The organism is Clostridium sartagoforme AAU1, from assembly GCF_000401215.1.
GTDB lineage: Bacteria > Bacillota > Clostridia > Clostridiales > Clostridiaceae > Clostridium > Clostridium sartagoforme.
In genome coordinates this window covers 1-14,661 of the sequence record NZ_ASRV01000042.1, presented here as the reverse complement: position 1 = coordinate 14,661, position 14,661 = coordinate 1, and the positions used below count along the sequence as shown (strand labels likewise).

The 14,661-nt window shown below is 29.6% G+C and carries 10 protein-coding genes and 1 riboswitch; all 10 genes read left to right on the top strand.

The window, feature by feature from the left end; all coding sequences use genetic code 11:
• Positions 1-114 precede the first annotated feature (114 nt).
• Positions 115-411: a DUF503 domain-containing protein gene (locus A500_RS03790; RefSeq protein ID WP_016206267.1), complete on the top strand. Its 297-nt coding sequence runs from the start codon at positions 115-117 to the stop codon at positions 409-411.
• Positions 412-503: 92 nt separating this feature from the next.
• Positions 504-646, top strand: a riboswitch (SAM riboswitch).
• Positions 647-761: 115 nt separating this feature from the next.
• Positions 762-1,727: a methionine ABC transporter ATP-binding protein gene (locus A500_RS03785; RefSeq protein WP_016206266.1), complete on the top strand. Its 966-nt coding sequence runs from the start codon at positions 762-764 to the stop codon at positions 1,725-1,727.
• On the top strand, positions 1,727-2,362 hold the full coding sequence (locus tag A500_RS03780) for a methionine ABC transporter permease (protein WP_016206265.1): 636 nt from the start codon (positions 1,727-1,729) through the stop codon (positions 2,360-2,362). Before A500_RS03785 ends, A500_RS03780 begins: the two co-directional genes overlap by 1 nt.
• 215 nt (positions 2,363-2,577) lie before the next feature.
• On the top strand, positions 2,578-3,417 hold the full coding sequence (locus A500_RS03775; RefSeq protein WP_016206264.1) for a MetQ/NlpA family ABC transporter substrate-binding protein: 840 nt from the start codon (positions 2,578-2,580) through the stop codon (positions 3,415-3,417).
• 174 nt (positions 3,418-3,591) lie between these two features.
• The gene (locus A500_RS03770; protein ID WP_016206263.1) at positions 3,592-4,503 is read left to right on the top strand and encodes a serine hydrolase; all 912 of its coding nucleotides are present in this window, start codon (positions 3,592-3,594) and stop codon (positions 4,501-4,503) included.
• Positions 4,504-4,514: 11 nt separating this feature from the next.
• Positions 4,515-5,711 (top strand): alanyl-tRNA editing protein, encoded by a 1,197-nt coding sequence (locus A500_RS03765; RefSeq protein ID WP_016206262.1) that lies wholly within the window; start codon positions 4,515-4,517, stop codon positions 5,709-5,711.
• A 421-nt stretch (positions 5,712-6,132) separates the two neighbouring features.
• Positions 6,133-6,309 (top strand): GIY-YIG nuclease family protein, encoded by a 177-nt coding sequence (locus A500_RS20285; RefSeq protein WP_016206261.1) that lies wholly within the window; start codon positions 6,133-6,135, stop codon positions 6,307-6,309.
• A 293-nt stretch (positions 6,310-6,602) separates the two neighbouring features.
• Positions 6,603-7,307: an N-acetylmuramoyl-L-alanine amidase family protein gene (locus A500_RS03760; RefSeq protein WP_016206260.1), complete on the top strand. Its 705-nt coding sequence runs from the start codon at positions 6,603-6,605 to the stop codon at positions 7,305-7,307.
• A gap of 250 nt (positions 7,308-7,557) precedes the next feature.
• Positions 7,558-8,088, top strand: a complete 531-nt coding sequence (locus tag A500_RS03755; RefSeq protein ID WP_016206259.1) for a helix-turn-helix domain-containing protein — start codon at positions 7,558-7,560, stop codon at positions 8,086-8,088.
• Between the two features lie 393 nt (positions 8,089-8,481).
• Positions 8,482-14,661: FIVAR domain-containing protein (locus A500_RS20705; protein WP_016206258.1), on the top strand; the 6,180-nt coding region annotated here is incomplete at its 3' end.

Sequence of the window (14,661 nt, the reverse complement as noted above, 5' to 3'; positions counted from 1 at the left end):
ACAAAATGAAAATAACTGTGAATTGTGCACTGTGAACTAAAAGAAATTGCTTCGCAAAATATAACAAGTATGTAAATTTAGAGTATATATATTTTTTATCGAGGGTGGTTTAAGATGAAAGTATTAATAATGAGTGTAAATTTAAGAGCAAGTTGGGTACATTCTTTAAAAGAAAAAAGAATGATAGTTAGAAGTATAACTCAAAAATTGAAAAATAAATTTAATATATCAGTAAATGAAATAGAAAACCAAGATCTACATCAAAGCATAGTTATTGGTATATCAGGAATATGTGCTAGTAGCTCGCAAGCAGATTCTACTGTAGAAAACATAATTAATTTTATAGAATTAAATACAGATGCAGAGCTTGTTAATGTAGAAAAAGATATTATAGTATTTAAATTTTTATAGGTACACATAAATAAGTTTTAAGATATATATTGACAAATTCAAATTATATATGTATATTAATATCAATAGAAAAATTTAATATTTTAATACGTTTCTTATCAAGAGTGGTGGAGGGACTGGCCCTGTGAAACCCAGCAACCTATAATAGGATTATGATAAGTCTAATTTATGTTAGATAATTATATTTTATTATGTTTGGTGCTAAATCCTGCAGCTTTTAGCTGATAGATGAGAGAATAAATTAATATGTGACATTATACGCACTAGAGATTTATTCTCTAGTGCGTTTTTTATTCTTTTGAAAATATTACTTTTTTATTTCTTTAATTTTCTTAGGGGGGAATATAATCATGATTGAAATAAATAATTTAACCAAAAGCTTTGGTGAGATACAGGTTATAAAAAATGTGTCTATTAAAATACAAAAGGGAGAAATATATGGAATTATAGGACATAGTGGTGCTGGTAAATCCACTTTGTTAAGATGTATAAATGGATTAGAAGCCTACGAAGATGGTTCACTTACAGTTATGGGACGTGAAGTTAAATCTTTAAAGGGGCTGGAACTAAGAGAATTTAGAAAAGATTTGGGTATGATATTTCAAAGCTTTAATTTATTAAATAGAAAAACAGTCTTTGAAAATATAGCCTTACCTTTAGAAGTTTGGGGATATGAAAAAGTAAGAATTAAAAGTAGAGTAAATGAGCTTTTAAATTTAGTAGGACTTTCTGAAAAGGCTAATGTAAAACCATCAAGTTTAAGTGGTGGACAAAAACAAAGAGTAGCAATAGCAAGGGCTTTAGCATTAGAACCTAAAATTCTACTTTGTGATGAAGCTACTTCAGCATTAGATCCTAAAATAACAAAAGATATATTAGCACTTTTATCAAAAATAAATAAAGAACTAGGAATTACAATAGTTATTGTTACTCACCAGATGGAAGTTGTCAAAGAGGTATGCGAAAAGGTTGCACTAATAGAAGACGGAATTTTAAAAGCTCAAGGCAAATCGGAAGACTTATTTTTAAACCCAGGAGTTTCCCTTAAAAAATTTTTAGGCGAACAAGATGACGAATTACTACCTACAACAGGAGTAAATATAAAGTTATTTTTTCCAAGTACATCATCAGAAAATGCACTTATAACAAAGATGGCCAGAGAAATTAATGTAGACTTTTCAATAGTTTGGGGAAAACTAGAAAAATTTAGAGAAGATGTTCTTGGAAGTTTAGTAATAAATATAGCGCAAGAAGATAAAGAAAAGGTAATTAAATATCTACAAGATAAGAATGTAATATTGGAGGTGATTAATTAATGTTAGAAATATTATTACCGGCATTTAATAAAACAATTATAATGGTATTTTTTTCAACACTGTTTTCAGTAATTTTAGGCTTTATTCCCGCTATAGCATTAATAGTTACAGCTCCTAAAGGATTAAAACCAAATAAGATAATATATAATACATTGGACAGTATAATAAATATTTTAAGAAGTTTTCCTTTTTTAATACTAATGGTAGCAATAGTACCATTTACAAAATTAATAGTTGGAAAATCAATTGGAACTGAAGCAGCAATAGTGCCATTAACAGTAGCAGCAGCACCTTTTGTAGCAAGAATTATAGAATCAGCTTTAAAAGAAGTAGATCCAGGAGTAGTAGAAGCAGCAAAATCCTTCGGAGCTTCTAATACACAAATAATTTTTAAGGTAATGTTAAAAGAAGCAATCCCTTCTATAATATCTGGATTAACATTAACAATAATAAGCATAATAGGGTATTCAGCAATGGCTGGAACAGTAGGTGGAGGAGGTCTTGGAGACGTAGCAATAAGGTACGGATACCAAAGATACCAGACAGATGTAATGATTGTGACAGTAATAATCTTAGTAATAATAGTACAAGCATTACAAACTCTAGGAAATTACTTGTATAAGAAACTATCGTAACAATTAACGGTTAACGATTAACGATTAACAATTATTAATAGCTATTATAATTTAAAATGTTATTTATTAAATTTAAATATAAAATAAAAAAACTAACTAAAAAAGAATGAGATGAAACTAATAAAAGAAAAAAGACCATAACTAAAGGAACTCTGCAAGAGTTTCATCCACAATTATTCACTATTAATTCTTAATTATAACAAGGGGGTTTTTATATGAAAAGAAAATCAATTTTATCAATTTTATTAACAGGTGCTTTAGCAATAAGTTTAGTAGGATGTGGAGGATCAAAGACAGATAATAGTACAGGCTCAGCATCATCAGAAGAAAAAACAATAACAATAGGGGTTACACCAGTTCCACATAAGGATATAGTAGAGGCTATAAAGCCAGAGCTTGAAGGAAAAGGATATAAAGTTAATATAGTTGAGTTCACTGACTATGTAACACCGAATACATCTTTAGAAGAAGGAGAGTTAGATGCAAACTACTTCCAAACGATAGCTTATTTAGATGAAACTAATGAAGGAAAGGGATTACATTTAACTTATACAAAGGGAGTACATTTAGAGCCCTTAGCAGTTTATTCAAGAAAAATTAAGGCTATAAAAGAGATACAAGATGGAGCAACAGTTGCTGTACCAAATGATCCATCTAACGAAGCAAGAGCTTTAAGAGTTTTAGAAAACTCAGGATTAATAAAGTTAAAAGATGGTGAACTAGTTACTCCAAAGGATATAATAGAAAATCCAAAGAACTTAAAATTCGAAGAATTAGAAGCAGCACAACTTCCAAGAGTTTTAGATGAAGTAGCGATAGCAGTTATAAATGGTAACTATGCATTAGAAGCAGGTCTAAGTCCAGCAAAAGATGCAGTATTCGTAGAAGATGCTAATTCAGAGGCATCAAAGAAATATCATAATGTAATAGCAATAAAAAAAGGAAATGAAAATACCCAAAAGATTAAAGATTTGACTGAAGCATTAACATCAGATACAGTTAAAAAGTATATTGAAGAAAAATATTCAGATGGATCAGTACTTCCAGTTTTCTAAGAGCTTTTGATATATTAACTTCAATAAAGAGTAGATAATAAATCGGCTGAATTATATTTATTTTAGCGATTAATTGTCTACTCTTTAATTTTTTGAGGTGAATTACATTTTAATATTTATGATATAATAAATATTAAAATATATTACTGAAGTAAAGAGAAAAAGGAGAACTAAATGAAAAAAATAAGTATCCTAATAATCATAGTATTTATATTATTTAGTAAGAGTTGTAGCTATGAGGATATTAATAAAAATACAGAAGAGACCACTATAAAAATAGAAAATGAAGAAACATCATATAAGATAGATAAAAAAATTAGTGAAATAGCAGGGAGTTATAAAGATAATATATCTATATACTATAAAAACTTAGATACTGAAGAAGAATATTTATTAAATCCAGATAGGTATTATATAGCAGCAAGTACAACAAAAGTTCCATTATGCATGATGATTTTAGACCAAGTATTTGAAGGGGCATTAAATTTGGAGGATGAAATTTATTATGAGGAAGAAGATGATGAAGATGGAAGTGGGGTACTATATTATTTAGAAGATGTTACAAATGTTACAATAGGGGAAGCTGTAAGATTATCAATAATTGAATCTGATAATGTTGCTAAAAATATGCTTCGTAGAATTAGTGAAATATCAATAACAGATTATTTAATAGATATTACAGGAGATGAATCTATACCTTATGAGAATTATATTACTGCAAGACAATTATATGTGGTGCTAGATAGATTATATGAAAATCCTAATAACAATCCATATTATGAATTGCTTATAGATTATATGACAAAAACAGTTTTTCATGATAGATTAGATAAATATATCCCTCATGATATAGTGGCGCATAAAATAGGAGATTACTATAGATATTACCATGATTGTGGAATAATATATGGAAAAGATGATTACATAATAGTTATATTAACTAGAGATATAGGGAATTTAAGTGATGAAGCATATAATGACGGTACAGAAGATGAAAGATATTTATTAGACTGGGGTAGTCAAGCGTATGAAATTATAGGTAATATTTCTAAGGAAATATATTTAAATGTTGAAGGAAATTATTAAAGGTGAGAAATATGGAAAAATTATATTATACCAATCAGTATCAAACTAAATTTGAGGCAAAGGTTATAGAAGTAAAGGAATTAAATAATAAATATCATATAGCATTAGATAAAACAGCTTTTTTTCCAGGTGGTGGAGGACAATGCTGTGATTTAGGGAAAATAAACGAGAAAGATGTATTAGAAGTATATGAAGAAAATGAAATTGTATATCATGTCATTTCAGAAAATATAGATAAAGGTAGTTTAATTAAAGGAGAAATAAACTGGAATAGAAGAGAAGATGGTATGCATCAACATTTAGCTCAGCATGTACTTTCAGGGTGCTTTTTTAAGCTATTTAGTGCAAATACAGTAAGTATACATTTAGGAAAAGAGATAAGCACAGTTGATATTATTGGACATTTAGATGAAGATAAAATAAAAAAAGCAGAAAAAATGGCTAATGATATAGTAAGACAAAATATTATGGTAGAATTTATTATTCCAAGTTACGATGAGTTAAAAAATTTAAATTTAAGAAGAGATTTACCAAATACAGATAAGGAAATAAGAGTAGTTAAGATAGGAGATTTAGATATTAATGCATGCTGTGGAGTTCATCCAAAAAGCACATTGGATTTAAGGCTAATTAAGATTAAAAAATATGAAAAAAATAAAAATAATACAAGAATAGAATTTTTAGCAGGTAAACGAGCGATAGAAGATTCTTTAAAGAATGATAAGATAATAAAAGACATTTGTAATTATCTAAGCAGTAATGAAGAAGAATCATTAAATAGTATAAAAAACTTAAAAGAAAATTTAGAAATTTTATTAGATGAGAAAAAGAAAAATGAAGAAGAACTTATGAAATATGAAAGTGAATATTTGCTTTCTACTTGCCATAAAGAAAAAGAACTTTTAATTATAAAAAAGATATTTCAAGAAAAAAGTATAAATTATATTAGAAAATTGTCAAGTAAATTAGCTGATAAAAATAATATTATATGCTTGTTTGCAATAAAGAATAAAGAAAAATCCAATATAATTTTTACATGCTCTAATAATATTGCCTTATTTAATATGGGAGAACTTTTAAAAGAAAATATAAAATACATAAATGGAAAAGGAGGAGGAAATAAAATATTAGCTCAAGGAGCAGGTGAAAGCAAAGATTTAGAAAACTTCTTGAATGATGTTTATGAAAAGTGCAGTGCACTTTTTTAGTTCACAGTTGGTTTTTAGTTCACAGTGCACAGTGCACAATTCACAGTTGATTTCAGGTTGTAGGTAACAGGGAACAGGTGTCAGGTGTCAGGGAACAGGTAGCAAGTAATTTAATTGTACAGAGCAAAATTAGTAATGAAAGAATGAAAAATTATGGAGAAAAATCCTTAAAGGTTTACTTTAAGGTGCAAAGGTAAAAAAATAACGACTTTTGAGTATAAAATTACATTAGTTTTGTACTCTGTTTATTTGGCTTCAAATAAGGCTCTTATGGTATTTTTACCTAAAAGTACATTAACTTTTACATAGGTTTTTGCATGATAAAAAACACTTGTAATAGTTTTGTTACCAATGATAGTGAACAATTTGTAATTTAAAGCGTAGTATTACTGGTATTGAGATAGGGGGACTTAAAGTAGTTATGAAGATTATTTACAAAATTACTTATCCAAACGGGAAAATTTATATTGGTAAAGATTTAACTGACAGTATTAATTACTTTGGTAGTGCAAACAGTAAATTAATTGAGAAAGACTTTATAAGAGAAGAAAGAAGAGATTTTACAATCAGAAAAGAAATTTTCTTTATTCTTCATTAACAATCATATAATGAGATATAAAAAGTTATTGTGAAAATCCCTGTAATTTTAGATTTTGTACCTCTGAAGTAGATGTTCCTTAATCGTCAATTATCAACTAGATAAAACTGTTACCCTTTTACTGATACCCGTAAATTTATTCCAAAAGATGTGAACTGTGAATTGTGCATTGTAAACTGAATAAAATTGCTTCGCAATTTGTAACCAAGTCTAAGCCTATTAAGTATACTAAATTATGAATTAATACAATATTTATATAATTAGGTATTATATAAATAATAGGAGGGACGGAAGTGGCAAAGTGGGTATTAGATGCAGCACATGGTGGCAATGATCCTGGAGCAATAGGAAAGCATGGCAGAAGAGAAGCAGATATCGTCTTAGAAGCAGTATATGAAGCAAAAAGGTTATTAGAAAGAAATGGAGAAATAGTATTACTGACTAGAGCATCAGATACAAGTTTAGATGTAAAAGACAGAATAAATATAGCAAACAATTGGAATGCAGATTACTTTGTTAGTTTCCATATGAATTCCTTTGTGGATGATTCAATAAAGGGAAGCGAAATAGTAATTTTTGAAAAAGGTACTAGAGCAGAGGAATTATCAAAATTTATAAGAGACGAGTTGCTTGCAAATCTAAAATCTAATGACAGAGGAATAAAAGAAGCAAGTTATACTGTTTTAAGAGAAACCCAAATGCCAGCAGTTATTGTTGAGGCAGAATTTATATCTAACGAAGACATAGAAAAAAACTTTAGTAGTATTAAGTATGGATACATGGTAGCTAAGGCTTGTTTAGCTATGGTTGATAAGGTTTTAATTGATATTCCTGTAAAGAAACCTAAAACTCCAACAAGAGAGGGATGGAGAATTTGCTTAGGATATTATAGAGATTATGAAGAAGCAGAAGAAGAGTTAATAAAGTTAAATAAAAACGGACTTAAGGGAGCTTATGTAGTTCCTTATCCTGAGGAAAATGAAAGATTTAAAAATTAATATAAAATCAAAAAATAGAAGGGAAGAATATCTCTTCTATTTTTTTACTAGTAGAATGAAAGTATTTAATGAAATTTGAGATAAGAATTAAGATAAAGGTTAGTCATACATCCAAATCCTGAAAAAATTATTCGGAAAATTTTAAATAAAAAGAAACATTTTATGAATTTAGTGATATAATATAATTAAGTAATAAAAAATATTTTAGTAATAAAATAAATTTAATTACTAAAACAAGGAGGGTATAAGAATGAATTATTTAGATCTATATTTACAAAAGAATAATTGCAAAAGATATGATGTATATAAAAAAACTGGAGTTAGTCAACAATTACTTGCGACTCATACTAGCAAAAAAATTGAAAAGTATTCTAATAAGGTAATAATGGCATTAGCTGAATTCTTAAATAAGACGCCAGGTACTGTGCTTGATGAACTTATAGCTTTAGAAAAGGAAAATCCAGCATTTGAAGCATTTAATCCATTAGAATTATTAACAGGATTAGAATATAAATATGATGTCATAATCATAAAAGGGGCTTATTGTAATGAAATATATAAGCTGATGAAGGGACAGCTTTCAGATACTGAAACTTTAGGAATTGAACTAGGAAGTGCTGGAGTTGCAACCGTTCTGGCTTATGCAATTAATATGGTTAGGGATTTGTTTAGCAATTCTGATAAAGTTCAAAGGGAAATAGAAAGAAAAATAATATCATATAAATTAGTAGAAGCAAGTCATGAACAGCTAATTTTAAGATTAAAACAATTAGACTACTAGAATAGTTAATGATGAAAAATTGAAAATGTATGTGATAGAATTTTTATTAAATAGTATTAGGTTATCTGAATTGGTGATCTAATACTATTTAATGCTTTATGTAACAATAATTTCTTGGATATTTTTGTGTGAAAAAAATGTATGTAATAATAAAAAAATACATGCGATTTATAAAAAGAAAAAAATTTCTAAATTTTTATGAAAAGGTTTAACAAAAGTTAATGAAATAAAAAAATAGAACATTTTTATGATATTTAAAGTTCTGTAAAATTATGGTTGTATGGATTTTATCCAATCAAATTAGGTGCTTTAACTATATGCCACAAAGTTAGGAGGGATTTTATAATAATTTTATTTGGTAGTTATAGTTAAAATCAATAAGGGAGGAGAAAAATGAGATTCAACAAAAATTTAAAAGTGCTAATAGCAAAAGTATTATCAGTTGCATTATTTTGTGGATTACTTCCAACTGTAAATACAATAGAAGCTAAGGCAGAAGAAATTGTTAAAGAAATAAATATTGATGGGACTAAGGTAGATGAATATAATAGGTTCAAAGGTTTTGGAACTGTCACATGTAACAACACATCACGCTTATTGTTAGACTATAAAGAAGAAAATCCAGAAAAATATTGGGAAATAATGAATGAATTATTCAATTCAGAAACAGGTGCGGGATTAACTCATATAAAGGTAGAGTTAGGTGCTGATGTAAATTCATCATCAGGAACTGAACCTGCTACTATGAGATATTCAGATGAGCCTGCGAATGTTGTAAGAGGTGCTGGATTTCATTTTGCAGCAGATGCGAAGAAAATTAATCCTAACATAAGTGTAGAAATACTTCGTTGGGGAGAGCCACGATGGACATGGAATTTAGCAGCAAATAAAGATTATGAGGCACGCTATCAATGGTATAAGCAAACAATTGATGCCTTTTATGAAGAATTTGGATATAGAATAGATTATGTTGGAATTTCTCAAAATGAAAGAGCTCAAAATAATGGCAAAAATGAAATAGAATGGCTGAAATATTTTACAGCTGAAATTAAAAAAGAACCTAATTATACTGAGGATTATGAATCAATAAAAATTGTTGCTGCAGATGGTTACAGAGATACTAAAACAATAAGCTCTGTTCTACTAAATAATCCAGATTTAATTGATGAAATAGATGTTATTAGTTGCCATTATGGCTTAACAGGGTCAAATGAACTTACACAATTACAAAATAGATTGGTATCTGAAGGTAAACAGCCAAAAGAAGTATGGATATCAGAAGGAATTGCTCCAATGATTAATGCTAGATATCGTGAAAACATGGAGCCAAATCGTAATGGATTAGGTGGAACTGCAGGGATAGTAGATGTAGTTTCTCGTGTTATGCTTGGATATTCATGGACTGGAGCTGGATCAAATCCTTTAAATGCAGTATCTTTTGATTTTCAACCTTCAGTTGCAGCTTTTTATGAAGGTGCATCATATAATCCTAAACATTTAATATCAGCATTTGATCCTTGGTCAGGATTCTATGAAATAGATGGTGGAATACAAGGAGTTCGACAAGTAATGAACTTTGTTGGACAAGATGATCATGATACTGAAGAGAATGAAAGATGGATGATTCTTAATGAAGCAACATATAATGATGGCTCTTTCTCTGATGGTGGAGTCGGAGTGGATTCATCAACTCATAATTATATGACTATGAAAGATCCTGAAACAGATGATTATACAACTGTTTTTGCAAATAATACATCACAAACTCGTAAATATAAGATAAATGCATCCAATTTAAGTGGAAAAGAAAATGAAAAGGTTTATTTATGGGAAACTAGAGGTCCAGAAAGTGGACAATCATACGATGAAAATTGGATGAAAAATATGGGGGAAATTACACCAGAAGATGGAATTTATACTGTAGAAGTAAAGCCATATTCAATACTTACTATAACCACATTAGATAAAAGTGGAATTAAAGATTTTGAATATCAATCAAATTCAATGACTGAAGAAAAGTTAAAAGAGGATACTATATTACCTCTGCCATATACTGATGATTTTGAGTATGATGAATATGCCTTAGATGAAAAAGGAAGAGATTATGTAGATAGAAGAGGCGGAACTCCACGTTATACTACAGATCAAAATGCTGCATTTGAAGTTGTAAAAGAAGCTACTAAGCAGGCTAAGGCAGGTAGTGCTGAACGTGAAGATATAGAAATTCCAGATGCTGAAGAGCATGGAAATATGCTTCAACAAATGATTACTCATGATAATATAGGAGCTGATTGGGCAGTATGGGGTGGAACAGATGGATCTGCATCTTCAAGTAATCCTAACACAACTTTAGGAGATTTTAGATGGACAAATTATAAAGCTTCTTATGATTTCTTATTAGATACACATACAACAGAGATATCTGGCAGAAGTAATTATGCACTAATTGGAGTTAGGCAAGTAAAAGCAGGAGGAACTGACTCACATGCAACATATAATGCACGTGTGTACTCCGATGGTAAATATGAAATTCTTAAATTAGGTAAGGTAGTAAAATTAGGAACTATTGAAAATTTTGATAAGAGTGATTGGCATAATTTAGGTTTTGAGGCGAGAAAAAATATATTTACTTTATATTTAGACAACAAAATAATAGATTCATACACAGATAATGATTCAACAGTAATGGCAGGAAGAATTACTATAGGAACAGGTTTTTATGAAACATTAATAGACAACCTTCGTGTTGATCCAATTGAAGGTTATTCCTATGAATCTGATAAGTATGATAGCGCGCAAGGTAAGGTTTATGAGTCTGAAGAAGCAGCATTAGCAAATAATGATTCAATAAATCCTATAGGATATGTTGGAAATTGGACATTCCAACAATCAGGATATGCGCATTATAATCGTACATTAATGAGAACTGATACTAACTTCCCAGTTTGGAATGGAGTTACAGTTACCCATAAAGATTCTACGACTCAAAGTGGAGTAATAAATAAGGTATATTATCAAGGCAGCTGGGGTTCAAATGATGCAAATGCTTGGGGAAATACTGGAACATCCATGGAAATTCAATTTAAGGGAACAGCTGTTAACCTTTATGGAATAAGGAATCCGAGTAATGGAAAAGGTGAAGTTTATTTAGATGGCAATAAAGTAGCTGATATTGATTATATAAATAATTATGAAATTAATGAGTTGCTTTGGAGTTCTGAAGAATTGACAGATGGAAATCATGTACTAAAAGTAGTATCAAAACAAGGTTATATTAGTTTTTCAAAGGCAGAAATTACAACAACTGATAAGGCTTTATCTACAATTAAGTTAGCTCCTACAAGTATTGTTAAAATAGCTGATGAAGCTCAAGTTGGAAATGCAGAAAATACTGTATATGCAATAAGAAAGAATGGACAAGTATGGGGTAGCCAAACTTCCAATGCTTGGGCTAATTTCAATGATAGTCCTGCTCTTGTTATTAATTTTACAGGTTCTGGAATTGATTATCTTGCAGGTGCTGGTGCACAACAAAAATATAATTTTGAACTTGATGGACAAGATGTAGGTAACTTTGGAGTAAATACAAGTACTGGTGTAATGTACTCTGTAAGAAATTTAGAGCAAAAAGCACATACCTTAAAAGTATCACTAAAAGATAATCAACGTATAGATACTTTTATGGATTATAAGGGTGCAAATGTTTATTATACAGTTGATCCTGATACTGTAAAAACTAGTTCATTTATATTTAACTTTAATGGTACAGGCTTTAACTTATTTGGAAATACACCTGATGCATTATTAGATGTTTATGTAGATAACCAATTAGTAAATGAAAATACAAGAGTGTACAGTAAAGGAGATAGACAAACTTCCTACTATATCCATGGATTAAGTGATAAAGCTCATACTGCAAAAGTAGTAGTAAAAGGTGGAAGCTTTGTATTAGATGGAATAGATGTAATAACAGGAGTTGATTCAGTTAATTATGTAAATACATCAGATTTACAAAAATTATATGATGATAATAAGTCTAAGGAAAAAGAAAAGTACACAAATGAAAGCTGGAGCGTATTTGAAGAAGCATTAACAAATGCTAAGGATGTATTAGAAAATGTAAAACCAGTACAAGAAGAAGTAGATGCTGCAAAAACAAACTTAGAAAATGCAATTAAAGGATTAGTAGAACTTTATACATCTATTACACCAGGGGCTGAGTGGAAAGACGCAGAGGGAAACCTTATAGAAGCTCATGGAGGATCAGTACAAAAATTAAATGAAGAAGAAATTAACTATGATGTTAATGGAGATGGAAAATTAGATAAAGATTATTGGTTCTGGTACGGTGAAGATAAAACTAATTCTACAAGACCAGTTGATGGTGTAAAGTGTTATATATCAGAAGATTTATTGAACTGGAAAGATATGGGCACAGTGCTTCCTATGCATAATAATATTTTACCAGTTAAAGCTGTAGAGAATAAATTAGAATTTGATGTAAGCCAACTTAATAAGTTTAAAGAATTAGCAAATTTAACTGAAGCAAATGAAGAGTACACTCAAAAGCAAATTGATGATGCAAAATATTTTGTTAAAGCTTATGTTACAGAGTGGGAAGATGAAGAAAAGGGTATAGCAAAATCTTATGATGAAGATTCTCTTCGTTTAGCCTTTGAACGTCTTTATGGAAGATATAACATTAGTGAACGCCCTAAGATGCTATATAATAAGCAAACTAAAAAATTTGTTATAGCATTTCATTCAGACTCTCCAACATATGATAATGAAACATTAGTAAATTGGGTAAAGAATGGTGCAAGAGCAGAAGATACAAATACTGGATCAAGATATGGACGTGCTGAAATAGGATTTGCTGTTTCAGATACACCATTTGGACCATTTAAACTTGTAAATTCAACTCGTATGAATTGGAAACCAGGATTAAATGATAATCGTAAGGGTGAATCTCGTGACATGACAATGTTTGTAGATTATGGGCATGATGTTAATAATGACGGCGTAGATGATGCTTATGCAATATATTCAAGTGAAATGAATTCTTACATGTATGTGTCACTTTTAAATTCAGAGTATACTGGTCCATCTATTGAAGGTGGAGAAGCTAAGGTTGGTGAAGATTTTAGCTATAGAATGTTACCGGATAAAAGTAGAGAAGCTTCATCAGTATTCTATAATAATGGATACTACTATATGCTGACATCAGGAACCGATGGGTGGAATTCTACAGAAATAGTATATTATCGCTCAAAGAGTATGATTACAGCAGAAGGAGAAACTTGGGAGAAAGTTGGAAATCCATGTATTGGAGTAAGCTTTACTGAAAAGGGGTTTGATTCTCAACCAACTAGTATCATAACTGTAGATTCAGAAAAAGGACAATATATTTATATGGGAGACCGCTGGAAAACTAGTAGTAATGGATCAGCAGGACCAAATTCAAGATATGTATGGTTACCTATTCAAGTTAAGAATGATAACACAATAGCTATAGAATATTATGATAATTGGAATCCTAATAATGAAATTCTTTATACTCCATTAACTACTTCAGATAAAATTGAGGTAGATGCAAAAGCTGGTGAAAGTATTGAAAAAGTTTTAGAAAGATTCCCTAAAACTACAAATATAAAAGCTGGAGATAAAGAATTTACAAATATAAATATAAAATGGCAGGAATCTCAAATAACCTCTGCACTATTGAAACAAGGAGAATATAAAATCACAGGATTATTAGAAGCAGCCGAAGATAATGGGTATGTAAATGGCAGGGTAATTACTGTTAACCTTATTGTAAGAGAAGGTCAAATAGTTGATTTAGGATATCAAGGCGTTGTAATTCAAGGGGGAAATTCCACAAACCTTCCTAAGGCAATAACTATTGATGGAAGTCAATATACAGTAGAGTGGGCTAATACCACATTTAACAGTGCATATGAAACAGTAAGCGTAAATGGAATAGCAAAAAATAACGGAGAAGAATCACAGGAAAGGGATATTAAGGCTAAGTTTGAAGTAATACCTAATTACTTAGTGTACTTTATAGATTCAGGAACTGGAACATCTCCAATATATGATGTTATATCTAAAAATACTACTAATTTAATTAATAAGACAAATGATCAAATTTTCAATAATGAAAATGCTTGGGGATATGTTAATAATGAAGTTTCAGTAAAAGCTAGTACAGATATTAATGAAAAATATTCAACAGGATTATATGCTAAGACAGATATTAGCTACAAATTCACACTTTCACCAGGAACTTATACAATAACAGCAGGCTTCAATGAATGGTGGAGTGTAACTAGATCTATGGATCAAGTTATAACTTACAAGAAAAATGAAACTGAAAAAACTGTTAATGGTGAAAGAGTAGATGTATCAAAATCTAAGAATCAGGCAGTTAGTTCAACATCCTTTACAATTGATGAAAATACAGTTGTTACGTACACATTAAAGGCATCATCTGGAAGTCCAGCCCCTATAATTAGTTGGATAGCAATTAATAAGGATGATGGGGTAGAAGTAAATAAGGATGAACTTCTAAAG

Coding starts and splice junctions, on each gene's coding strand:
- A500_RS20285 (WP_016206261.1), top strand. CDS start 6,133: ATGAAGATTATTTACAAAATTACTTATCCAAACGGGAAAATTTATATT.
- A500_RS03790 (WP_016206267.1), top strand. CDS start 115: ATGAAAGTATTAATAATGAGTGTAAATTTAAGAGCAAGTTGGGTACAT.
- A500_RS03770 (WP_016206263.1), top strand. CDS start 3,592: ATGAAAAAAATAAGTATCCTAATAATCATAGTATTTATATTATTTAGT.
- A500_RS03765 (WP_016206262.1), top strand. CDS start 4,515: ATGGAAAAATTATATTATACCAATCAGTATCAAACTAAATTTGAGGCA.
- A500_RS03775 (WP_016206264.1), top strand. CDS start 2,578: ATGAAAAGAAAATCAATTTTATCAATTTTATTAACAGGTGCTTTAGCA.
- A500_RS03780 (WP_016206265.1), top strand. CDS start 1,727: ATGTTAGAAATATTATTACCGGCATTTAATAAAACAATTATAATGGTA.
- A500_RS03785 (WP_016206266.1), top strand. CDS start 762: ATGATTGAAATAAATAATTTAACCAAAAGCTTTGGTGAGATACAGGTT.
- A500_RS03755 (WP_016206259.1), top strand. CDS start 7,558: ATGAATTATTTAGATCTATATTTACAAAAGAATAATTGCAAAAGATAT.